The organism is Ferruginibacter sp. (assembly GCF_049840995.1).
GTDB lineage: Bacteria > Bacteroidota > Bacteroidia > Chitinophagales > Chitinophagaceae > Ferruginibacter.
Map to the genome: position 1 here is coordinate 1 of NZ_JASGIP010000006.1, position 24,267 is coordinate 24,267.

General features: G+C 45.9%; 21 protein-coding genes and 2 pseudogenes. 7 read left to right on the forward strand and 16 right to left on the reverse strand.

Features of this window, described 5'->3' with window-relative positions; genetic code table 11:
- Positions 1–435: hypothetical protein (locus QM738_RS15240; protein WP_462277591.1), on the forward strand; the 435-nt coding region annotated here is incomplete at its 5' end.
- Between the two features lie 44 nt (positions 436–479).
- Positions 480–1,430, forward strand: a complete 951-nt coding sequence (locus tag QM738_RS15245) for an MFS transporter (protein ID WP_462278202.1) — start codon at positions 480–482, stop codon at positions 1,428–1,430.
- Positions 1,431–1,698: 268 nt separating this feature from the next.
- Here the strand turns inward: QM738_RS15245 and QM738_RS15250 are convergent.
- Positions 1,699–1,992: pseudogene (locus tag QM738_RS15250) on the reverse strand (alpha/beta hydrolase); the annotation flags it as partial.
- A gap of 355 nt (positions 1,993–2,347) precedes the next feature.
- A pseudogene (locus QM738_RS15255) lies at positions 2,348–2,770 on the reverse strand (zinc-dependent metalloprotease); the annotation flags it as partial.
- Between the two features lie 370 nt (positions 2,771–3,140).
- On the opposite strand from QM738_RS15255, the gene QM738_RS15260 reads away from it, so the two are divergent.
- Positions 3,141–3,296 carry a hypothetical protein gene (locus tag QM738_RS15260; protein ID WP_462277592.1) on the forward strand — a complete coding sequence of 52 codons (156 nt, stop codon included), beginning with the start codon at positions 3,141–3,143 and terminating at the stop codon, positions 3,294–3,296.
- Positions 3,297–4,286: 990 nt separating this feature from the next.
- On the opposite strand, the gene QM738_RS15265 is transcribed toward QM738_RS15260, so the two are convergent.
- The 3 genes from QM738_RS15265 to QM738_RS15275 form a co-directional block, all read right to left on the reverse strand.
- On the reverse strand, positions 4,287–5,186 hold the full coding sequence (locus QM738_RS15265; RefSeq protein WP_462277593.1) for a FecR family protein: 900 nt from the start codon (positions 5,184–5,186) through the stop codon (positions 4,287–4,289).
- Between the two features lie 85 nt (positions 5,187–5,271).
- The gene (locus QM738_RS15270) at positions 5,272–5,886 is read right to left on the reverse strand and encodes an RNA polymerase sigma-70 factor (protein WP_462277594.1); all 615 of its coding nucleotides are present in this window, start codon (positions 5,884–5,886) and stop codon (positions 5,272–5,274) included.
- A 71-nt stretch (positions 5,887–5,957) separates the two neighbouring features.
- On the reverse strand, positions 5,958–7,139 hold the full coding sequence (locus QM738_RS15275; RefSeq protein ID WP_462277595.1) for a class I SAM-dependent rRNA methyltransferase: 1,182 nt from the start codon (positions 7,137–7,139) through the stop codon (positions 5,958–5,960).
- A gap of 197 nt (positions 7,140–7,336) precedes the next feature.
- Between QM738_RS15275 and QM738_RS15280 the strand changes: the two genes are divergently transcribed.
- Together QM738_RS15280 and dnaJ are read left to right on the forward strand one after the other, a co-directional pair.
- Positions 7,337–7,888 carry a nucleotide exchange factor GrpE gene (locus QM738_RS15280; protein WP_462277596.1) on the forward strand — a complete coding sequence of 184 codons (552 nt, stop codon included), beginning with the start codon at positions 7,337–7,339 and terminating at the stop codon, positions 7,886–7,888.
- Between the two features lie 78 nt (positions 7,889–7,966).
- On the forward strand, positions 7,967–9,142 hold the full coding sequence (gene dnaJ, locus QM738_RS15285; RefSeq protein WP_462277597.1) for a molecular chaperone DnaJ: 1,176 nt from the start codon (positions 7,967–7,969) through the stop codon (positions 9,140–9,142).
- 109 nt (positions 9,143–9,251) lie between these two features.
- On the opposite strand, the gene QM738_RS15290 is transcribed toward dnaJ, so the two are convergent.
- The 6 genes from QM738_RS15290 to QM738_RS15315 all read right to left on the reverse strand — a co-directional run bounded on the left by QM738_RS15290 (position 9,252) and on the right by QM738_RS15315 (position 15,728).
- Complete coding sequence (locus tag QM738_RS15290; protein ID WP_462277598.1) at positions 9,252–10,985, reverse strand: vWA domain-containing protein; 1,734 nt, start codon at positions 10,983–10,985, stop codon at positions 9,252–9,254.
- A 95-nt stretch (positions 10,986–11,080) separates the two neighbouring features.
- On the reverse strand, positions 11,081–11,617 hold the full coding sequence (hpt, locus tag QM738_RS15295; RefSeq protein ID WP_462277599.1) for a hypoxanthine phosphoribosyltransferase: 537 nt from the start codon (positions 11,615–11,617) through the stop codon (positions 11,081–11,083).
- A 16-nt stretch (positions 11,618–11,633) separates the two neighbouring features.
- Entirely contained in the window at positions 11,634–12,764 is a 1,131-nt protein-coding gene (locus tag QM738_RS15300; protein WP_462277600.1) for a glucosaminidase domain-containing protein, read from the reverse strand.
- A gap of 1 nt (position 12,765) precedes the next feature.
- Positions 12,766–13,401, reverse strand: a complete 636-nt coding sequence (locus tag QM738_RS15305; protein ID WP_462277601.1) for an O-methyltransferase — start codon at positions 13,399–13,401, stop codon at positions 12,766–12,768.
- Positions 13,401–14,099, reverse strand: a complete 699-nt coding sequence (locus tag QM738_RS15310) for an LOG family protein (RefSeq protein ID WP_462277602.1) — start codon at positions 14,097–14,099, stop codon at positions 13,401–13,403. Before QM738_RS15310 ends, QM738_RS15305 begins: the two co-directional genes overlap by 1 nt.
- Positions 14,100–14,180: 81 nt before the next feature.
- Positions 14,181–15,728, reverse strand: a complete 1,548-nt coding sequence (locus QM738_RS15315; RefSeq protein ID WP_462277603.1) for a sodium:solute symporter — start codon at positions 15,726–15,728, stop codon at positions 14,181–14,183.
- 68 nt (positions 15,729–15,796) lie between these two features.
- Here QM738_RS15315 and QM738_RS15320 point away from each other — a divergent pair, with 68 nt between their 5' ends.
- Entirely contained in the window at positions 15,797–16,333 is a 537-nt protein-coding gene (locus QM738_RS15320) for an LOG family protein (protein ID WP_462277604.1), read from the forward strand.
- Here QM738_RS15320 and QM738_RS15325 read toward each other — a convergent pair.
- Together QM738_RS15325 and QM738_RS15330 are read right to left on the reverse strand one after the other, a co-directional pair.
- Entirely contained in the window at positions 16,330–16,980 is a 651-nt protein-coding gene (locus QM738_RS15325; protein ID WP_462277605.1) for a hypothetical protein, read from the reverse strand. The genes QM738_RS15320 and QM738_RS15325 overlap by 4 nt on opposite strands.
- A 39-nt stretch (positions 16,981–17,019) precedes the next feature.
- On the reverse strand, positions 17,020–18,441 hold the full coding sequence (locus tag QM738_RS15330) for an FAD-binding oxidoreductase (protein ID WP_462277606.1): 1,422 nt from the start codon (positions 18,439–18,441) through the stop codon (positions 17,020–17,022).
- Between the two features lie 242 nt (positions 18,442–18,683).
- Here QM738_RS15330 and QM738_RS15335 point away from each other — a divergent pair, with 242 nt between their 5' ends.
- Positions 18,684–19,379 carry a hypothetical protein gene (locus QM738_RS15335; RefSeq protein ID WP_462277607.1) on the forward strand — a complete coding sequence of 232 codons (696 nt, stop codon included), beginning with the start codon at positions 18,684–18,686 and terminating at the stop codon, positions 19,377–19,379.
- Between the two features lie 66 nt (positions 19,380–19,445).
- Here the strand turns inward: QM738_RS15335 and QM738_RS15340 are convergent, their stop codons facing one another.
- The 3 genes from QM738_RS15340 to QM738_RS15350 are packed head-to-tail and all read right to left on the reverse strand — an operon-like array spanning position 19,446 to position 24,193.
- On the reverse strand, positions 19,446–20,498 hold the full coding sequence (locus QM738_RS15340; protein WP_462277608.1) for a PorP/SprF family type IX secretion system membrane protein: 1,053 nt from the start codon (positions 20,496–20,498) through the stop codon (positions 19,446–19,448).
- A 43-nt stretch (positions 20,499–20,541) separates the two neighbouring features.
- Entirely contained in the window at positions 20,542–21,684 is a 1,143-nt protein-coding gene (locus QM738_RS15345; protein WP_462277609.1) for a PKD domain-containing protein, read from the reverse strand.
- A complete protein-coding gene (locus QM738_RS15350; protein ID WP_462277610.1) occupies positions 21,632–24,193 on the reverse strand; it encodes a DUF7948 domain-containing protein in 2,562 nt (853 codons plus the stop codon). The genes QM738_RS15345 and QM738_RS15350 overlap by 53 nt, the downstream gene beginning before the upstream one ends.
- Positions 24,194–24,267: the final 74 nt, after the last annotated feature.

Here is a 24,267-nt window from a genome sequence, read left to right on the forward strand (position 1 = left end):
TCCAGCCGCACCCACGTCGAAGTTCGGACGGCTCGCCCGCACCCACGCAGCGATGGCCGCCGGCGACGCGGCGATGGCGGTCGTGCTCGCCGTACTCGGTGCTGTTCAGCCTCGACGCCGACGCGGCTCGCGGGCGCGTCGCCGATGTTCCTCGGGATCAGCTTCGTGCCGTTCCTGTTCGTCGCACCGCTCATCGGCCTGGCGATCGACCGGATGGCCGGCGGTCGTCGGCTCGTGATCCAGATCATCACCGTCGTGCGTGTGGTGCTGTCGGTGCTGATGGCGTTCAACGTGGACAGCCTGTTGCTGTTCCCGCTCGCGTTCGTCGCGATGGTTGGGGCAGAAGACCTACGCGATCTCGAAGAGCGCGATCGTGCCGACCGTCGTGCGCACCGAGGCCGAGCTCGTCGAGGCCGAACTCGAAGCTCGGTCTGATCTCGGGTCTCGTCGGAGCGGTCGCCGTGGCGCCCGTGGGCATCATGCAGAAGACCGTCGGCGCCACCGCCACGCTGCTCTACTCGGCCGCCATCTTCGTCGTCGTGTTCGTGATGGCCAACCGCCTACCGGGCGAGGTGATCGCAGCACGTGCCGCCGGTCAGGCCGAGGAGGTCGAGCTGCACTCGGACGGTGTCGTGCTCGTGTCGAACACGATGTTGCTGCTGCGCGGTGAAGTGGTCGGCTTCACGTTCTTCCACCTGTTCTTCTGGTTCCGGGCCCAGGACGCCGGCCTTGTCTGGTTCGGCCTGTCGCTCGGCTTCGCCAGCATCCTCACCATGGGCGGCAACGCCGCTGCGCCCTTCATCCGCAGCAAGCTGCGCGAGGAGACGATGCTCGTGGTCACCACGGCGATCGTCGCGGCCGCCGGGTTGGGTACGGCGTTCCTCGGCGGTGTCGTGTCGGGCATGTTGCTCGCCGGGTCGGTCAACTTCAGTGCGGCCATCGGCCGGCTCGCGTTCGAGGCGATCGTGCAGCGCGACGCACCGGACGCCAACCGTGGCCGTGCGTTCGCCCAGTACGAGACGAGGTTCCAGCTGGGATGGGTGGGCGCCGGCGTCGTCCCCGTGTTGCTGTCGATGCCGGGCCGCCTCGGGTTCGTGCTCGTCGGCACCGTGGGTGTCGCGACCGTGCTGTACTACGCCATCGGCTCGCGTGCGGTCGAGCGCGGCCACGTGATCCCGCTGTCCGCTGGCTGCGCTGGGCATCGGCGACGCGGTGCGCCGCCGTGCCGGTCGGTCGGCGCGACCGGTCAGGCCGCCGGCCCGCCCGGCTCGAGCCGCTCGTCCGGGTGCAACGCTTCCGGCGCCAGGCGCCGGGGCGCGCCCGGGCGTTCCGCCGCCGCCACCCCCACCACCGCCGGGTCGTCGGGGTCGTCGGGTACGTCACGCCAGGCGCCGCGCTCGGCAGCCCCGGACGCAGGTCGATCGCCGTGAGATCGTGCACCACGTCGAAGTGGTTCCGACCGACCACCTCGACCGTCGGCACCCCCCATGCCGCCGCGAGACGGGCGCTCTGCGCCTTGAACGTGGCGGTCTCGCGCTCGCCGTGCAGCACGAGCACCTGGCCCTGCGGCCGCACCTCGAGCGGCACCGACCACGTGGCCGCCGTGACGTCGTCGAGGCCGAGCGCGTCGTTCACGTAGGTGTCGACGAGCGGGTGGAGCAGGAAGATCCCGCTCAACAGCACGAGCCGGTCGATGCCGACCGCCGCTCGCAGCGCGACGTGCGCGGCGAGATGGGCACCGGCCGAGCTGCCCGACAGCGTGACGTGCGAGGGACGCAACTCGCGGACCACGCACTCGACGGCGGCGACGCACTCGTCGACGATCGCGCCGATCGTGGCCGTCGGGGCGAGCGTGTAGTCGACCGCGGCGAACGAGCGACCGGCGGCGAGCAGCTCGGGCGCCGGGAACAACGAGTCCGCAGCACCGAGCGCCTGCCAGTAGCCGCCGTGCACGAACACGTGCAGCGGCGCACCGGGCGACGACTCGAACACGACGACCCGCTGCGACGGTGCGTCGCCGTACGCGAGGTCGCGCGACGGGAAGCGACGTGCGGCGTCGGCGCTGCGGCGCGAGTACTCGGCGAGCTCGGCGTCGAGCGACGGGATGCAGCTCGACGGGGAGTACTCGAGCTCGTGGGGCGAGCGTGCGGTCGGGTACCGGTTCGGCGGGCGAGCCGCTCACAGCTCGATGCGAGCGAGCCACAGGCCGGGGGCCTCGAGCTCGGCCGGCGTGGGCAACGAGGTCGCCGTCGCGAACAGCTGCGACAGCGCTCCTTCGCCGGCGCGGTCGACGCACCCCGGCGATGAAGTTCTTGCCCCGCTGCACGAGCGCCGGCGTGACCTGCAGGCCGAGGAGCCGCTCGATGAACACGTCCTCGGCACCGGCCTCGATGCGGCGCCGGCGCACCGCCTCGGCGATGCGCAGCGCGTCGCCGCCGATGAGCCGTGCCGCCACGGCGTCGACCATGTAGTCGACGTAGCCGACCACGGCGGCGGTGGACGCGTCGAGCACGGGTGCCATCTGCACCTGCTCGGACGACCGCACCGCGCCGAGCAGGACCTCGGGGTCGGAGACGCGCGCTGGATCGCCGACATCGGATCGCCCGCCTCGTCGAGGTCGAGCTCGGCGAGCTTCTGCGACACGCGAGTTTGTTATACAAGTTGGTATAATCCCACGAACCGAGATACAAATACTGGCAGGTAATTTCAGGATTAAGTGAAAGGCTTTTATTTTTATCCAGGAATCTCTCGCTGCCCAGTCCATATCCATAAGAATATGCTTTATTATTTACACCGGTATGTAATCCTGCAGTAAGTATACTGTAGAATTTTGGATTGCCGGTTTTAAATGCAACATTCACATTCAATAATTCATTGGTTGAAAAACTGAGTTTATGATAACCCTTCAGCACAATATTGATCAACCCGATGCTGTAACCGCTGGATGAATCTGCAATATTGATCAGGCCGAATTGTACCCCTCTTAATTTTTTAGAATAATTGAACACGCCCGCTATCTGCACACCGTCAGTTTCTCTCCTGCTGAAATTGGCCACACCGGCTATTTGCAGACCGGTAACTTTTTTATTGGCAAAATTACCCACACCTGCCGCCTGGAAACCACGTACACTATCTGTAACATGATTGTACACGCCGCCCACCTGGAAGCCATGAAATTTTCCTTTTACAATATTGTTGATACCGGCCGCCTGGAAACCCTGCACCGTATCCAGTACGATATTGCTCAATCCCGCTACCTGGAAACCCTTTACCCTGCCACCCACTGCATTGAATAAACCAGCAGCCTGGAAATATTGTACCGCTTTCTTATCAATATTAAAAAGTCCTCCGATCTCTGCACCGTTGGTACCCGCAGTATAACCACCAAAAACATTGAGCGAAAAATTATTCACCACCTGCGCACTCATATAGCCGTGTGAACTGAGCTTTGGAGTAAGGGATGCCTGGAATGGCCTTGTTGTAAAAAAATTTTTCAGGTTAAGGCTTTGTATCTTTTGTTTGGCAGATAAAAAGAACTTACTGAGACCCAGCTTTTCTACCTTAACAGTATCAGCATTGATCATTATTTTTTTAGGAACGGTATCACCCGTTCTTAAAGTATCCGGCGTAATATAATCTTCGGGAGCAACAGTAATTGTGGTGGCCGGGTTTTCTTCCGGCATTAAAGTGATCGTTACTTCCTGGTTTACATTGGGCTCAATATTTAATGAAGCGTCTTTATAAAATTCCTTGCTTACGGTAAGCGCTGCAAACTTTGCTTTACTGCTTTTTAATTTCAGTTTAAAATAACCGGCATTATTTGTAAATGCGGAAGCCAGTATGTTTTTTTCATACACACTGGCCTCATTTATTCCCATACCTGATTGTTCGTCGTATACATAACCGGCAACCGAGTATATCTTATCTTTTACCTCTGCCTTTTTTGTAACAACCGTAAGCCGTATCGGCGCTTTCCGGATAATGATGTAGTTGCCGCTTTCTTTGAACTCATACGTACCATCAAATAAACTATTTAATACAGCTCTTATAGTTTTACCGGTATAATTAAATGTAACAATACTGTCTTTTTTAATGATCGCCGAATTATACGAAAAATAAAAATTGGCTTTATTGCTGATGATCTCCAATACATTGTCCAGCCTTTGTTTATTAACCTGTATGGAAATGGTACGGTCCAGTAAATTTTGCGCCCGGCAAATGTTTGCTGCTGATAAGATGATTATAACAAAACAGCAATGCCTTAATTGTTTCATCAGTCGGTCTTATTATTGTAAAACTATACTGTCGCCTTTTTTTGCAACTGTAATATTCAGTGTTTCGCTGATTATAAGCAACACCTTGTCGAGTGGTTCGTTATAAAAGGTAGTTGTGATGGGGATATTCCTGATCGAATTGTTGCCGATGATGATGCTGGTATCGTATGCTTCATTCAATACTTCCACCAGTTTCCACAAAGGCGTGTTATCACAAACAAATGCTTTGCTGCGGTAATAATTATACAGTTTATCTGCGCTGCTTTCTTTCTTTAGCTCAGTATCCTGTTTTGAAACAGTGATACGTTCACCCGCCTTCAATGCTACTGTTTGCCCATTGTGCGTTACCTGCACAATACCGGTTTCCACAACGATCTGCGTAGCATCCTTCATTTCTTTAATATTAAATGAAGTGCCCACTACTTTTACCTGTACATCATTTACCGCAATAATGAATGGCTTCTCTTTATTGGGAGTTACTGTAAAAAAAGCTTCGCCTTTTAAAGCAACCGCCCTTGTATCGCCTTTAAATTGTTCAGGATAAGTTAAGCTGGAATTCTTATTCAGCGTTACTACAGATGCGTCGGGCAAGGTATCATTTACTACCTGTTGCAAGGATCGGAATGCGATCTCCTTTGGAGCAGTCTCTTTATTAAAAACAAAATAACTGATCAGCCCAATTCCTACAAGCACTACTACAGCAGCAGCTACTTTCATCCAGCTCATCCTTTTTACCGGCTTTGCCTGTTGCTCCCGGTAGGTCACCCGGTTCTTAAAGCGTTGCCATGCCGCATCTTCATCCGCATTCGATACTGCCGAAATATCATGACTGTTATCCCAGATCGTTTTTAATTGCTCAAATTGCTTTCTCCAGGCATCGTCTTCGGCAATTAATTTATTTACCCGGGCCACTTCATCTTCAGCAGCTTCCCCTAATAAATATTTTATCAGCAGATCATCATCAATATGTTGAAAATTATTTTCCAGCTTGCTGTTTTTAAAGATTAAAAAATAAAAATAATAAGGGTAAATATTCCGCCAGTTCTTCTCTTAATATCTTCAATGCTTTGCCCATCTGGTTCTCCACCGTCTTTACAGAAAGATGCAGTTTTTCAGCGATCTCTTTATACTTCATTTCTTCAAACCGGCTCATCTGGAAAATTGTTCTGCATTGCTCAGGTAATGCATTCAGCGCAGCCTGTATCTTCTTCTCCAGTTCTTTTGCCTGCAAAGTTTTGGGCGCAGTTTCCACCGCATCTTTCATGCTGTATGCCACATGCAACTGGTGCGATGCTTTTACTTTCTGATGTTTTAAATGATTGAGACTTTCGTTGTGTACTGCACGGTACAGGTAGGCAGCCACCGATCCTGATATTGAAACAGCTTCGGCCCTCTCCCATAATTTAAAGAATACCTGCTGCACGATCTCTTCTGCATAGGTTTCCTCCTTAAGCATAGCAAAGGCATAACTGTGCAGATTTTTATAATGCAATTTAAAAACCTGCTCAAAGGCATTTTCATCCCTCTTTGCCAAAAGTGGTATAATAGCTTCGTTATCCAGTCCGGTCGGTATAGCTTTAGGTGCTTTTTCTATTTTTATGGCTGCCGTCAAAAATACTTTTTAATAATAACAACCAACTGCAGTTGTACCCCTATGCCGGTTCAAAAAATATTTTTAACGGATCACATTACCTGCACGATCAGGAATTTGAGGTAATGCGTATACTCCTGCCCTCTTATAATGGGATGATCGGCGCTTTGTGCATTCAATACCACCTGCCGTATTTTTCGCTTGGCATCTTTGGCCGCCATTTGTATGATATCCAAAAATAATTCCGGCTGCACCAGGTTGGTACAACTGGAAGTAACTAAAAAACCGCCGGGCTTTACCAGTTTCATGCCGCGTAAATTGATCTCTTTGTAACCTGCAACAGCTTTATCAATAGTACCACGGCTTTTGGTGAATGATGGTGGATCGAGCATCACCACATCCCAGCGCCTGGTTTCTTTTGTCCATGTTTTTAACACATCAAAAGCATTCACGCATTCAAAGCGGCAAATATTTTCCAATCCATTCAGTGCAGCATTTTTATTGCACATATCAATGGCATTCTGCGAAATATCTAGGCCCAATACCGATTTAGCGCCATAAAATCCTGCACTTATTTCAAAGGAACCGGTATAACAAAAGGCACCGAGCACATCCGCCCCTTTTACAATATTTTGTATGGCTTTGCGGTTATCCTGCTGGTCTAAAAAATAACCGGTCTTTTGCCCGTTGGCAATATCCACATTGAATTTGATACCGTTCTCGTTGATGATGATATTGGTATCAAATGGTTCAGAAAGAAATCCTTTCTGCTGTTCCATACCTTCCAGTTCCCGCACGGGCACATCATTGCGTTCGTAAATGCCTTTGGGTGTAAAAAGACTGTTCAACGCCTTTACAATAGCAGGCTTCCAGCGATCCATGCCCAGGGCCAGTGTTTGTATCACAAAATAATCATTGAATTTATCGATGATGAGTTGCGGCATATCATCTGCTTCACCAAAAATGAGGCGGCAGTTTTCGGTATAGCCGATCTTTTGCCGGTACTGCCATGCCTGCTGAATCCTTTTATAAAAAAAATCATCATTGATGGCCTCATTTTTATCCCTGGTAAGCAGGCGTACAGATATCTGCGATTGAGGGTTGTAATAACCCGTACCGATGTATTTTTTATCAAAACTGTACACTTCCACTATCTCGCCGGGCGAGGCGTTGGTATCCCTTTCTTTTCCTTTATTTACCTCATTATCAAACACCCACGGGTGACCATTCTCCACCCTGCGGCTGATATTTTTATTCAGAATAATGCTTTTCATGGCGCAAAGTTACCCCTTGCCTGCAGGGTTGCCAACCTTTTTATCCATTCCTGAAAAAGTTACCTGTTTTTACTCCTGGGCCGCCAATTTGTAAAACAGGGCCCGTAACAGGGGCTAAAGTTGCCAATTTGGCTGCAAAACAAGGCTTGGCAAAATGTTTGACTGTTGTACCTTCGCAACCAATTTTTAAAATGAGTATGGATCAGAAACAAGCGACAACACAGGAAGATAACCTGGAAATGAATATCAATGCCGATGCAGATGTACCCGGCAATACCCATTTAAGCAACGAAGGTGCCGAAGATGCCACCGAAAAGATACAGGCCGAACTGGAAGAGCAAAAGGATAAATACCTGCGCCTTTTTGCTGAATTTGACAATTTTAAAAGACGCAGTGCCAAAGAGCGTATCGATCTGATACAGACTGCCGGTAAGGATGTGATCGTTTCTTTACTGGAAGTACTGGACGATTGCGACCGTGCTGAAAAACAAATGCAGCAGAGCGAAGACGCCGCTTCTTTAAAACAGGGCGTAGCATTGGTATTTGGCAAATTAAGGACTGCTTTGACCAATAAAGGCCTTAAAGCCATGCAGAGTGTTAACACCGATTTTGATGTGGAAAAACACGAAGCCATTACAGAAGTACCTGCCGGTGATGATATGAAAGGTAAAGTGGTGGATGAAGTGGAAAAAGGTTATTACCTGAATGACAAGATCATCCGTTTTGCAAAAGTGGTGGTGGGAAAATAAATTTAAAGCAGCAAGCTTCAAGCCACAAGTATTGAGTATGCTGTTCCATTTTTTATCTGAAGCTTGTAACCAGTAATTATGTCTAAAAAAGATTTTTACGAAATTTTAGGAGTCTCCAAATCTGCGTCGCAGGATGAGATCAAGAAAGCGTACCGTAAGGTGGCGATGCAGTTTCACCCCGACCGGAACCCCGGCGATAAAGCAGCAGAAGAAAAATTCAAGGAAGCGGCAGAAGCTTACGAAATATTGAGCGATGCTGATAAGAGAGCGCAGTACGACCGGTTCGGGCACCAGGCCTTTGCACCCGGCCGTGGCGGTGGGGGCGGATACAGTGGTGGCGCTGGCATGAATATGGACGATATATTCAGCCAGTTCGGAGATATTTTTGGAGATGAAAGTCCCTTCGGAAGTTTTTTTGGCGGAGGCGGCAACAGGAGAAGTTCGGGTGGCCGTAGCCGTGGTATACGCGGCAGCAACCTGCGGGTAAAAATAAAACTCAATTACGAAGAGATCGCCAAAGGCACCTCAAAAACCATCAAGGTAAAAAAATATGTGACCTGTAATACCTGCGGCGGTAATGGTGCAAAAGATAAGAACAGTGTTGCTACCTGTACTACCTGCAATGGCAGTGGCCAGGTACGCAGGGTGCAGAATACTTTTTTAGGCCAGATGCAAACGGTGACTACCTGCCCTACCTGTAATGGCGAAGGCACTACCGTTACCAATAAATGTACTGCCTGCAAAGGCGAAGGAAGAGTGTACGGCGAAGAGACCGTTACCATTGATATACCAGCCGGTGTACAGGAAGGCATGCAACTGAGCGTGGGTGGTAAAGGCAATGCCGGCGAACGTGGCGGCAGCAATGGCGACCTGATCGTTTTGATAGAAGAAGAATCACATCCACACCTGCACAGGGACGGGCTGAATGTAGCTTATGACCTTTATATTTCTTTCCCTGATGCAGTGGAAGGCATACAGGTGGAAGTACCTACCATTGATGGCAGGGCCAAAATAAAAATTCCCGCAGGTACACAAAGCGGAAAAATATTCCGGTTAAAAGGCAAAGGCTTCCCTAATGTGAACAGTTACGAAAAAGGAGACCAGTTGATACAGGTGAATGTTTGGACACCGCAACACACCAGTTCGGAAGAAAAACAAATGCTGGACAAAATGAGGCATAGCCAGAATTTTGTTCCCAAACCAGATAAGAACGATAAATCATTTTTTGATAAAGTGAGGGAGATGTTCAGCTAAAAAGTGAGTAGTGAGTGGTGAATAGTGAGTAAGGGCTTAATGTTAGAGCCGTCATTCACTACTCACCATTGACTACTGACCACTCACCACTGACAACTCACCACTCACTCTATTCGTCTTTTTTCTTTTTAGTTTTCTTGCTCTTATAGATCTTCTGCGCTTTGTCGATCATCTGCAAAAACTCCGTCTGCAGGTAGTCCTTCTCGTTATACGATGATGTGGCAATCGTTTCTATTCCCAGCCAGTCTGCATCCTTAATATATTTGGATTGTTTTATCTTAAGCGCAAACATGGTTACCGCAGTGGCGAACTGCAATTCCTTATCCATCTCTTTAAATTCGGCATAGTTTGCAGGGCAGCTATATTCCATTACTTTATGAGAAGTATCGTTGCATAAACTGTAGCGCATGGATAAGCGGGCTATCCCATCTTTGTCCAGTGGATCGGGTGCAAACTGTTTCGGATCCTGCGGTATGATCTCAAACATGGCCAGCACACTGCTGCCGCTGCCGAGCTCCCCTCCTTCCATTTCTATAGTGCTGTCAGATACCGCATCCCTTTTATTATCAAATCCAATCAGCCGGTATTGTTTTACAAATTTCGGATTGAACTGCATGTTCATATACACATCATCTGCAACAGCGTAAAATGTTTGTGTCAGTTCTTTCACCAGTACTTTTTCTGCTTCGCCGATATCATCCAGGTAAGCATAATTACCGTTCCCTCTTTTTGCAAGCGTTTCTAATTTGGAGTCTTTAAAATTGCCCATGCCCACACCCAGGCAGGTAAGAAAAACACCCGATTGTCTTTCCTTCGTTATCATTTCATCCAGCGCTTTTTCCGACGTAAGGCCCACATTAAAATCGCCATCGGTGGCAAGAATAACGCGGTTGATACCATCTTTGATAAAAGTATGTTCTGCCAGTTGATAAGCCGTCATGATAGCAGCTTCGCCGGGGGTATCACCACTTGCTTCCAGTTCTTCGATCGACTCTATGATCTTTTCTTTTTCAGCACCACTGGTGGGTGGTAAATGAATACCTACCGTACCACCATAAGTAACAATAGAAACGGTATCTATCGGCCGCAGATTCTTTACAAATAATTGAAAGGCTGCCTGCAATAAGGGCAAACGGTTCGGCATATCCATACTGCCGGAAACATCTATCAAAAAAACGAAGTTGCCGGGCGGTATCTTGTTAAGATCGAGCTTTCTTGCATTGATGTTCAGGAAGAGTAATTGCTTATCCTCATCCCAGGGGCAGGAAGATAATTGTGATTGTATCTTGAACACATCACCAGGTTCCGGTTCCCTGCGGTGCAGGTTAAAATAATTCAGCAGTTCTTCGGTGCGAACGGCATCAGGCGGCACAGTACTGCCCATGTTGATGAACCGGCGGATATTGCTGTAAGAAGCTTTATTCACGTTCAATGAAAAACCCGTATTCGGAAATTTCTCCGCATTCACATACTCATTCTCCACCAGCTGAAAATAGGTTTCGTTATTAACGTACCAGCGGTATTTGGAGGTTTGATTAAAGTTCTTTGTAACAGAGATTAGTTTAGGCCGGTTGCGGTTTACATTGGAAGGCAATGTTTTTAAATTCACATCCTGCCATTGGTCGGCATTGATCTTAATGGTCTTTGGTTCGTAACCATCCAGGCTGAAGGAAAGCGAATCGCTCAGCACCCTTGTAGTGATACCAAAAGCGCCCGAATTGCCGGAATAATACAGTAAATGATTGGAGTGTAAAACAATTTTTACATTTTGCAGAGGCTGGTTCTTTTCATTTTTTACTTCACCCCGTATATAATACTGGGATCTTGCAACCTGGGCACACATTGCAAATAAAATAATATGTAGCAACCGCTTTAACACAGATAGGTTAATGCTATATTTTAGTTTTAAGACAGTGTTTTGTGGCTTTTTGTTGCCTGTTACTCTTCTGCCAACTGGTAGATCTCCTTTAAATTCCTCCCTAACCCGTCATAATCAAGGCCATAGCCCAGCAGGAATTTATTGGGTACGCTAAACCCAAGATAATCAATTTTGACCGGATATGCTAATGCCTCGGGTTTATGCAATAATGCTGCAATTTTAAGCGAAGCCGGCTGCTGGTTGAATAATTGTGGCAGAAATTCATTCAGCGTTTTACCGGTATCCACGATATCCTCCACAATGATCACGTGCCTGTTGTGCAGGGGTTCGTCCAGCCCTATTGAAGTAATAACATTACCGGTTGATTTGGTGCCTTTATACGAAGCCAGTTTGATGAAACATATTTCCGCCTCAATGGTAACGGCTTTAAAAAGATCGGCGGCAAACATAAAAGAGCCATTCAGTATAGCGATGAACAAAGGACGTTTGCCTTCATAATCCCGGTTAAGGTCTGCAGCCAGTTTATTGATTTGCTGATCAATTTCGGCAGCAGTAATGTATGGAATAAATTTTTTGTTGTGTACTTCAATATTCATTGTAAGGTTTTTATGTTTATTTCGAAATGATCAGCTCCTGGCCAATACGCAATGCATCTGATTGAAGGTTGTTCCACTCCCGTAATTGCTGTACAGTAACGTTGTACTTTTTAGCAATGCCATACAAACCTTCCTTCGGTTGAACGATATGTGTTTTAGGTACAGCAGCTACCGTTTTTTCCTGCGGAACAACTACAGGTTTCACTGCAGTCATACCCGGCTTTAAAAATAATTTGGTACCCGGCGCCACCACTTCACTGTTTGGCATTTGGTTATAATCCAGCAGCGATTGTAATTGTATACCGTTCTTCTGCGCAATATCGGTCAGGGATTCTCCATTTCCCGCAATATAAAAATCTGTTGCACCTGTCTTTGATTTTTTTTCTAAATATACATACTGATCTTTTGCGAGTATGCCATCCTGTAAAAGTTCATTATATGCTAACAGTTTACTTAAAGCCACATTGTTCCTGGTAGCCAGTGCCAGTAAGGAGGTACCCTTGCCTGCATAGATACATTTGCTGCCGTTCACAGACAATATTTTTTCGCTCACTTCCGGCAGGTTGGGATCAGCAGGTTTATCGGTGTTGGTTGCTGCAGCATCTGTTGCAGCTGCATCCGTTTCTTCCATCTCTCCGGCACCTATCAAAGTATACTGCTGCAGGTTGTACTGTTCAATATGCTTTATCAATATCTGCGGATAACTGGGATTGGTGGCATAGCCTGCTTTTTTCAATCCGTAAGCCCAGCCTTTATAATCCTTTACATCCAGCTTGAATAAAAAGCTATAACGCTGGCTGTTCTTTAAAAAATCGCTGTGGTCTTTGTAACTGTCTTCTGCAGTTTTATACAACCTGAAACATTCGCCTGCCGCATCATCATCATGCGTAACACTTTCCCCCGTCCAGTTGGCTTTGCATTTAATACCGAAATGATTATTTGATTTTTTTACCAGGTCGCTGTTACCGCTTTCTGTTTCCAGCAGCCCCTGTGCCAGGGTAATGGCTGCGGGCACACCTGCACGCTTCATTTCCCGTATGGCAATATCCTTGTACGTGTCTATATATTGCTGTGGTGTTATCAGGTCCTGCGCCTGCACCATTGCAGCACAGCAATAAAATAAGGTTGCGATCAGCAATTTCTTCATGCTATATTTTTTTTATCAGCATCAAACCGTCTCTAACGGTAAGCAATACACTATCAATTCTTTTATCAGCGGCAACATGTTCGTTAAATGCCTGGATAGCCTTGGCATTCTTACCTTTTATCTCCGCTTCCAGCACTTCGCCATGAAAGAACACATTATCTGCCAGTATAAAACCGCCCGGCTTTACCATGGGCAATACCAGCTCATAATAATTGACATAATTCACTTTATCGGCATCTATAAAAACGAGGTCCCATTCTTTTTTTAAAGAGGGTATCACTTCCAGCGCATTACCAATGTGCAGGTGAATATTTTCAGCACCCGCTTTTTCAAAATACTTTTTTGCAGTGGCGGCATCTTCTTCCCGCAATTCAATGGTGTGCAAAGCACCGCCGGGCCGCAATCCCTTGCTAAGGCACAAAGCGCTGAATCCGGTGAATGTACCGATCTCCAAAATGTTTACAGGTTGTATCATACAACTGATCATCTCCAGCACTTTACCCTGCACATGCCCGCTCAGCATATGCGCATGCGGATGATGCTGCATGGTATAGTCTTCCACTTCCTGCAATACGGTATCCAATGGCGATGAAAACCTTTTTGCATACGCTTCGGCGATATCGTTCACCAGTTTCATTAAAAGTTGGGCGCCAGTGGTTTTGTTTTATAATAATCCAGTGTAAAGTCCACTACTTCTTCAGCTGTATCAAAAATATGGATCAGGTTAAGATCTTCCGGGTTGATATTATGTTCTTCCTCCCCCATTGTTTCTTTGATCCATTTGATCAAACCGCCCCAATAATCTTTACCCACAAGTATCATCGGCGATTGCCTGAACTTACCGGTTTGTATCAATGTAGCCACTTCAAAAAATTCATCCATGGTACCGAATCCACCGGGCATCATGATAAAGCCTTGTGAGTATTTTACAAACATTACTTTACGTACAAAGAAGAAATCGAAATTCAATGATTTATCCCTGTCGATATAGGGATTGGCATGTTGCTCAAAAGGCAGATCGATATTCAACCCCACTGATTTACCACCTGCAATAGAAGCGCCTTTGTTAGCTGCTTCCATAATGCCGGGGCCACCGCCGGTGATGATACCAAAGCCTTCTTCTGCCAACCGCTTACTGATCTCCACCGCCAGTTCGTAATATTTGTTACCGGGTTTGGTACGGGCACTTCCAAAAATTGATATACAGGGTCCAATCCTGCTCAACGCTTCAAACCCATCTACAAACTCTGCCATTATTTTAAATATCTGCCAGCTGCTGTGTGCCTGGCTTTCCTTCCAGCTGCGTTGCTTTAACGCATTGATCGCTCCGTTCATTTTTCTGTTTTGATATTATATAAATACAATGCCATTCTACATTTTTACGAATGTGGAATGGCACTTACTAACTTTGTAAAGTTACAGCAAAATATTGGCTTCGGGCCGCTCTTTTTTGGAAATTAACAATAAGCCAATAAAGGTGAGCATACCATTGATCAGCAACATTTCAATACCAATTTTATAGGCGCCGAATAATTCGGCGGAGTAAATATTTACCAGGTAACAAACTACGGGTGACAGCAGGCATACTGCTGTGATCAGGAATGTATTTGCAAGTTTGCGTTTGGTAAAAATGCCAAAGGCAAATAAACCCAGTAACGGGCCATAAGTGTACCCTGCAAGATCCAGTATCTTATCGATGATGCTGTTATCCGATATTTTATAAAACACCCAGATGCAGATCAAAAAAACTACAGTAAATGTAAGATGCACCGTAAGGCGTAATTTCTTTTTTCCTTTATCATCCAGGTCATCTCTTTTTTGCAGGCCCAGTATATCGATACAGAAAGAAGAAGTGAGCGCAGTAAGGGCGCCATCTGCACTGGGGAATAATGCAGAGATCAATGCAATGATGAACATCACGCTGATAGCGGGTGGCAGCATTTCCAGCGCTACTGTTGGAAATATCTTATCACCCAAAATATTATTGCCGTTCAGTACCAGTTGCTTTACCATTTTACCATTTACCATCACTTCGGTATAAGCCGCTCCTTTTGAAGTAGTGTATAAATAAAGCAACCCACCCAGCACTAAAAACAGGAACAGCACGCCTACTAAAATAATACTCATGGTGATCATGTTCTTTTGAGAATCGCCGAGGCGTTTTACACTGATATTCTTCTGCATCATTTCCTGGTCAAGGCCCGTCATGGCTATTGTAATAAATGCGCCCCCAATTATTTGTTTAAGGAAAAAACCCTTGCTGTTCACATCATGATTAAATACATTAAAGTAACCACGATTGCTGATCTCGCTGATAGCTTCACCGCCTGATAAATGCAGTTGGTTTAAAATAAAAATGACACATACCACCAGCCCGGTAACCATCAGGGAAGTTTGCAGCGTATCAGTATATACGATCGTTTTTACACCGCCTTCAAAAGTATACAGCAGTATCATTAATAAGATCACTGCAGTGGTCACTAAAAAAGGCACATGCAGTTTATCCAGTATAAAAACCTGCAGGATATTTACTACCAGGTACAACCTTGCTGTTGCACCCACTGTGCGGCTGATGATAAAAAATAATGCGCCGGTTTTATAAGCCACTACACCAAAACGCTGCAATAAATAATTGTAAATAGAAGTAAGATTCAACCGGTAATACAAAGGCAGCAAAATAAAAGCCACCACTGCATAACCGATCAGGTAGCCGATCGCCACCTGCATATAGGCAAAACCTTTAAAGCCGGTTCCTGCAAAATCTCCCACTGCACCAGGCACGCTTACAAATGTTACGCCGCTCAAACTTGTACCGATCATTCCAAAGGCAACAAGCATCCAGTTACTGTTCTTATTACCGCTGAAGAATGTATCGTTAGTACTGTTCTTACTGGTGTACCAGGCCACGCCCAGCAGGATAACGAAATAAGCAATAACGAAGGAAAACAACACGATCGGCGACATAGAATAATTTATAATGATTTATTAATGATGAATAATTAGCTTGCAATAAAATTCAAGGTAATCAATTTATGGCAATTACATCATTAGCGGTTTTTTGCGGCAGTAAAAGCGGTAACAATCCTTTGTTTGAAGCACATGCAAAAACGCTGGGACATATTTTAGCAGAAAAAAATATCACGCTTATTTATGGCGGCGGTAATAAAGGCATTATGGGCGCAGTGGCCAATGCTGTATTGGAAAAAGGAGGAAAAGTTACCGGCATCATTCCGCAATTGCTTACCGACAGGGAACACAGCCACCAGGGTATTACCGAACTGATTGTGGTGGACAATATGCACGTACGCAAAAGAATGCTGTACGAAAAATGTGATGCTGCGGTGATATTACCCGGCGGCTTTGGTACACTGGATGAATTATTTGAAATGCTTACCTGGAACCAGCTCAGCATTCACAATAAAGAAATATACGTTTTAAATACCGCCGGTTTTTATGATCATCTTTTAGCACATGCAAAAATGATGCAGCAGGAAAATTTTCTGTACGACAAGGTTGAAGACAGGCTTACTGTTCTTACTGTGCCGGAAGAAATAAAAAATTTTCTTTAGTACCCTCTCCTGCTCCTGTGATAGCCGCGATCTCTTCCTCCGCCATTTCCCTGGAACAAGGGCACCTGCAAACCTGCTTTGATGATCGGGAAATTTCTTCCTAATCCATCTACATAAGGTGATTCAGCCACTTTTGTAACATCCCATGATATAGAGAAGTAATAAAAAAGATCGCCTACACCTTCGCGGCCGCCGCAATAACCGGCGCCTACCAGTAAACTGTTGGCATCCAGTTTTGTTGTGGAACTTGGCAGGTTGTAAGATGATGGGTACATATATTTGAACTTGATAAAATTGTGTTCATACTGTGCCTGTGCATAAAGAAAACGCACCGGGAATATTCTTACAAAACCACCGGGTCCATATACGGTCTGCCTCGCTTTATCACCGTACACATCATAATCCCTTTGCGAAGTGTAATTAAAATTAAAAGAGGCCGCCACATCGATGAACCTGTTAAGGCTGTAGCCAAAATAAGGACTCACACCCAGCGAAGTACCACCCGAGTAAAAGGAGGCTGCTACATCACCGCCTACAAACAGGTTCTCTTTTTTAAATCCATGTTCTTTTTCTTTATCGCTGTCTTTTTGTGCAAAACCGGTAACGGATATTACCAATGCCAGTGCAATTACCAATACTCTTTTCATCTTTTTCGTTTTCGTTTATTATTAAGGTCTAACAGGGTGTCAGGCCAGGTCAAATATTTTTCCTTTGTTTAAAATATTGTTCGGGTCGAATACTTTTTTGATGCCTTTCATCACCGAAAGGTTGGTTTGATCAAAAACAATATCCATGTATTCTTTTTGTATAAGGCCAATGCCATGTTCGCCACTGATGGTGCCTCCCAGTGATTTCACTAAACTGAACATCGCTTTTAATGATGGTATCACTTTCGGGTTGTTCAAACTGTAAATGCTACCTTCTTTTTTGATGCGTATATGCAGGTTGCCATCGCCGGCATGCCCATAGCATACGGCATGAAAATCGTATTGCTTGCCCAGTTCTTTTACCCCATGTATCAATGCCGGCAGTGAAGCACGGGGCACCACGGTATCTTCTTCAATGGTGTAACCGGCCAGTTTTACAGCTTCGGCTACACGGCGCCGTAACTTCCACAACTCCGCTTTCTGTTGCGCATCGTCTGCAAAAAATATCTCCCCGCAATCAAAATCAGCCAGTAATGTTGCAATGGCTTCCATTTCGTTCATCAATGTATCCATGTGGTTGCCGTCCACTTCTATTATAAGATGGGCGGCGATATCATCATTCACAGGTACTGCAACACTGTCCATCATTTTACTTACGATCTTCAATGCATCTATCTCCACCAGTTCCAATGCACTGGGTGTAAAGCCTGCACGAAAGATGGCGCTTACTGCTGCTCCTGCTTTTTCAAGATCATTAAAAGGCACCAGCATCAGCAGGTCGTACTTAGGATGCGGTAACAGTTTCAATACGATCTTTGTAACAATACCCAGCGTTCCTTCGCTGCCCACCACCAGTTGCGTAAGATTATAGCCGGTTGAATTCTTTAAAACATTTGCACCCGTCCAGATAATTTCGCCGGTAGGCAATACTAACTGTAGGTTGAGCACATAATCTTTTACCACTCCATATTTCACCGCTTTAGGCCCGCCGCTGTTAGCAGAGATATTGCCGCCGATAAAACAACTGCCCCTGCTGCTGGGATCGGGTGGATAGAATAATCCTTTTTCTTTTACCGCATTCTGCAACACTTCGGTTATCACACCGGGCTCGGTGGTTACCTGCAGGTTGCGTTCGTCTATTTCAATGATGCTGTTTAGCCTTTCCATAGAAATGAGCACACCACCAAAATGCGGCAGCGCTCCTCCTGCCAGGCCTGTTCCTGCACCCCGTGGTGTAACCGGTATCTTTGCTGCGTTGCAGAGCTTCATTACTGCACTGATCTCCTCGGCAGTGCGTGGCTTGATTACCACATCGGGCAAAAAATGCAAATTCTCTGTTTCGTCGTGTGCGTAATTGTTCAGCACTTCTTCATCTACAAAAACAAATCCTTCTCCCACAATTGTTTTAAACTGTTCTATAAACGCATTAACAGTCTTTATTTCTTTTTCTGCAGCCATCATGTAACATTATTTATGTAAAAATCGTATAAAATGACGAGTTGATAAAATGATGTTTGACATGTATTGACCGCCTTTGCCGGAAGTGCGTGTGACTTTTAAAATTGCAAAAGGATTAATGCCGCTCCTGTAATAAAGCATTTTAAAATGTTAAATTTCATTAACTCATTTTGGAAATAAAAATAGCTGCCTATATTTGTTACGAAATTATTCGTATTTAATCAATAATCAAATCAAGTAAAGCCATGAAACAATTTATTTTGAAACACAAAAAAGTGCTGGCAGGTATCACTGCAGCAATCGTGATCGGTCTGATCACTATGTCATTCCAGGATTCGCCTTACATGCAGCCGAAACTGGGTGCACAACAGGTGTTTGAAGACACCACCAAGCCCAAAAAGAAACTGAGCCAGGCAGAACTGGACAAGGCCATGAAAGAGCTGGAACAGGCCATGCAGCAGCTTACAGACGAACTGAAGCAACTGGACCTTGGCGAGGTTACCGCAAGTGTGAACAAAGCGCTGAAAGATGTGGATGTACAAAAGATCATGAACGATGTACAGCAAAGTTTAAAAGACGTGGACATGAATAAGATCATGCAGGATGTGACCGCTTCGCTGAAGGAGATCGACACCAAAAAGATCATGGATGATGTAAAGAACTCACTGGATGATGTGGATATGAAGAGCATTAATAAGGAAGTACAGGATGCGCTGAAAGAGGTAGACATGAAACAGATCAACGAACAAATAAAAGATGCGTTGAAGGAAGTGGATATGAATAAAATAAACGAGGAGATCAAGGAATCGATGAAGAATCTGAAGATTGAATTACAACAGATCAATACTGATGAGATGAAAAAAGAACTGGAAAAAGTAAAAGAGGAATTGGAAAAGACCAAGGAGGAACTGAAGAAATCCAGGAAAACAGCTTCCGTTTGATTTAACCGGAAAAACTAAAGAGCCCCTTGATTACAAGGGGCTCTTTTATTATGTAAGGTTGATGTATCAATAGAAAACGGGACACATTGTTTGCCTGTCGCCCTTCTGTGTATAAAAACCTTTCTTTACTATACTGAATTCGCTTGCACCGCGGTACCCGTTGAACTGGTTGAGTGATGACATGGTAACATCGTAGCTGAATGTAAACTTGATATTGTTGAGTTCAAAACCCACCATTGGTGCAATGGCATCGCCGAGGCGATAATACAACCCGGCCACCAATTGCTTTTCGCCATACTCGGACAAATTGTAATTACCATTGAGCCCGAAAACCAGTTCGGATGATTTTGCCTGCGTGGTAAAGTAGGCATTAGGGTTTATGATCACCCTTTCGTTTACTTTTAAAATAGCATTGAGGAATGCGATATGCCGCATGGGTATCCTTCCGTCATTAGTATTGTCGCTGAAGAATGTTTCTTTAGGCCTGTTCACGTGATGTATAGAATAACCGGCATTGATATAAACATTCTCTTGCGGAAAATAGGCGTAATTCATACCGGCCTGCACATCCATATAGCTGGAACTGGTGTTGGTTAATGTTACTGCTGTAAATGGATTCTCGAAGAATTTGCCATCAAACTGGTCGGGGAATTTTAATTTACTCTGGTCGATGCGCTTATTGGCCCAGCCCACATTAAAACCAGCACTCACCAGGCTGCTGTTGCCCAATTGCTGGTGGTAAGCAAGTGAGCCATATACTTTGGTACTTCTTAAACTACCGCTGCCGGCCACATCACTTAGTATTACGCCGCCTAAACCTAACCAGCCATTCTCCAGTTTATCCCTGAATAGCTGTGCATCACCATAAAGACTGGTGGTTTTATAAGGCACTGTCATTACCGTACTCCATTGGTTACGGTACAGTGCTCCTATACGGTAGTCTGCATCGGGTATAAAGCCCGTATTGGCCGGGTTGGTCGTTAATGGAGAATTAAAGAATTGGGAAAAATGCAGATCCTGTGCACTTGCTGTAGCAAAGCTTAACAAACCTGCTGTAACAAGCAGTAATACTTTATTACTTTCCCTGCTCCACCACCCGGAACCTGTTCCTGATATCATGTTTCTCTGTAACAAAATTTTATCTCCTCTATATTTTTTAAAATTACCTGAGTAATGTTATGTCGCCGGTTCTCCGCAATTTCTTTCCATCCGAGAACTCTACATCCAATGTATAGGTGTAAACATCCATTGGCTGCAATGCACCTTTGTAAGTTCCATCCCAGCCCTGCCTTATGTTATTGGTGTAGAATACCATCTGACCCCAGCGGTTGTAAATCTTCCACATCATTTTTTCCACGCCAAATCCTTCCACTTTTACAATACCGTTGTTATAATGTCCGCTGGCAAACCTGCCCGGTGTAAATGCATTGGGCACATCCAGCAATGGCCTTATTATGATAGGCACTTCTGCAGTAAATGTATCCACGCAATCTGCATCATTAAATGCCTGCAATACCACGTGGAAAGTATCTGTTTTATTATACTGGTGCACAGGGTTTACTTCGGTAGAACTTTCCCCATCACCGAAATCCCACAAATATCGTGTAGCCCCCACCGATATGTTAGTGAAATTGGTAGGCGTATTCTCCACCGGTGGATTGGGTGTCCAGGTAAATCCTGCTGTTGGTATCGGGTACACGGTAATGGTAAAATAGGCCGATGTATCCCGTTTATTACAGGTGCTGTTATCTATTGCTATCAGTCTTACATTATAAGAGCCTACTTGCGTGTAAGTATGCACCGGTTCAAAATCAGTGGAAGTGGTATTATCTCCAAACTCCCATATCCAATCCGTACCACCCAATGAAACATTTTTAAATATGGGGGTATATGCCACACATCCCCTGGTACTGGTTGTGAATATTGCTTTTACATTCGGGTTGATACGTACTACTTTTGAAACGGAGTCGGGCGAATTACAGAAGGTGGTATCATCCACCAACAGTGTTACGGTGTATTGCCCAACTGATGGGAAAGTATGTATCTGTGAACCAAAACCTGTATTTATTCGTGGAGAGCCATCACCAAAATCCCATGTAAAAGTTTTATTGGTAAATGCAGGATTAGGCGCTGTTGTAAGATTATCAAAACGGAACCTTAAGCTGGCACAACTATCCAGTTTGGTAAAAGTGAAATCAGGCGTTACCTGGTTGTTGCCCACTTTTACATGTATGTATGCCGTATCTGCAATATTACAGGTAGCAGAATCGATTCGATACCAGTGTGAGCAGGTAAGTACCCACATTATTATAAGTATGTGAACTGGAATTATTGGGCGCATAGGTAGTATCTTTTTTAGTTGCTGAAGGATCGCCGTAATCCCAGATATACATTTTACCTTTTGCCAGTGTATCGGTAAACTTAATGGTAAGCGGCACGCAACCGATGGTATCTTTTATACCACCTATCGTAGCTTTTACGCTGGCGCCTACGCCCGAAAAATTCATTTCTATTTTGGCTGCAGCTTCATTACAATTATTGGAGCGGTTGTTAATAGCCCACACACCCGAAGTAGTTGGGAATGGTCCGGCACCATTACCGCCGCAGGAACAAAGGCCCTGGTATATGATACCATTGGCATCAAAACGGCTGGTACCTCCATCTACGTGATCGCCGAGGCCGCCAAACTGCCCGAAGTAAGTTCCGAAGAGCTGGCTCTGCGCATTTTTTTCCAGTACAAAGAAATAAAAGTCCTGTCCATCCGGTTGTGTGATAGGCTGTCCGCTAACGGGATCGGTTAGTTGATTTTTGATGGGCATATTAAACGTACCGGCACTCGGGTATCCCCGCTGCGAATTCAATCCACCGCCCCAGCCTGATACATACACGTTCTGGCAACGATCCACTAAAAATGCTATCGGTGATAAATTAGGTACCGATGCATTGCTGCCGAATACAGTTGAGTAAACATACGATGACAGATCCGGTTGCAATTTGCTGATGAACTGCTTTCCCCCGGTACTGCTGAATGTAGCATTTTGTACAGGCCAGTTACCCGTGGTGGTTCCCATTATATAAGGGGAACCCGCCTTATCGAACTGGATACCATATACCAGGTCGTTACCCGGTGTACCCTGGTAAGTGGTCCTGATAAGCGCTGAGCCATCAGTCAGCAGTTGCGTGATAAATCCATCACATTCACCGCCCTGGTAAGTGCCTTGCATTACGCCGGTCTTATTACCGGGCAGGTTGCTGCTGTTGGTTCCGCCTGCTACATATAAATTACCCGTTGTTGGGCTTATGGATAATACAAAACAGGCATCGTCGCCACTGCCTCCAAAAAATGTGCTGAACAATACACTATTAAGATTGGGTGTAAATTTAATGATCACACCATCCTGCCTTCCACCTCCGAATGTAGCTTGTATTGGTGTACCCGGTGTAACAGGAAAGTCGTTGGATTGTGTGCTGGATGCCAGGTATACGTTATTGCTTCCATCCAGTATCACTTCACTTCTTGCATCATCGCCATAATTGCGCCGCGTTGCATCAGCCGTAGGGTTAGGGCCGTCATTAGCATATTTGGGACGGATGTTCACACCATCATTGGCTGAGCCACCGATCCTTGCAGCGCCCAATGCTGCTGTACCCGTTGCATTGAGTTTGATCAACACAATATCATAGTCTGTTGTAGATCCCGGCCTTGTAGGTGTACCAGGAAAATTATGGGAACTTGACCTTCCGGCTACCACCAGGTTTCCCTGTGCATCGCACATCATACTGTGCGGTTGTTCGTTACGGTCGCCGCCGATATAGGTTGCATATAAACGCTGGCTTCCGTTGGCCGAAAATTTAAAGATGGCCATATCGTAAGCACTGATATTATCTTCCACCACACCGCCGCCATATACTGTTTGATAAGCGCCGGGAGATACTGGATATCCTGTACCAAATGCAATACCGCCAGCAAAGAAACTACCATCTGGGCCCGGCGTTGCAGTATAACCCCAGTTATCTGCAGCACTGCCTGTAAAGGATGAAAAGACGAGCGCAGGATCGATCACCAGTGTTTCGTTGGCATTATAATTCTGCACTTTAAAACGTACCAGGTTATCCGATACGGAGTACCTGCATTCCACATTCTGCCTTTTACCTTCTATTGACTGGTAAGTGTAAGGATACAATTCTTTTACATCGCCTACAGAAGTTCCGATCACCAGTTCTTTATTCTTTACTTCCAGTTTGGTAACGCCGTCGTAGCGCATAGCGATGGCATTGGGGTTGCCGCCGGGACGCACAATAAAATCATATTTTAATTGATTGTTCTCGGTATAATAACGAACATCAATATTGGGATAAACATTCTTATAGGTTATTGCTTCGTAAATATGGCAATTACTGGCCCATTTACTTTGATCATTCCCGATAAAATAATTATTGTAGGTTGCCTGCAGTTTATCGGGCACCACTTCTATATTATTGGTGCTGCCAAGAAAATTTACTTTGTAAGCGTGTGAACGAACTGTAACGGATGGATAGGTAACATCTTTACTGGTGGAGGAAGGTCCGGGACCATTTGAAGGAAGCTGTCCATGTTCCAACACTGAAAGTTTGAGCAGATCATCGGGATTGTGCATATCAACAGTAAACCCCCTGCCCTCTAAAAAGAAGGATCCGGATGTAAAGTCGCCCCTGAAATTAATCTTATTATCCCACTGTCCTTTGTTCTCAACAAATTCCATTTGAGCATTAACAGCAAGCGCAACAAAAACCGTTGAAATGATCGTTAAAAGAAGCCGGTTTATCTTATTCAAAACAGTCACTCTATTTTTTTACAATGTACAGAAATATAACGACACCGTCAATCAAATTGTTCTGGTTAACATCA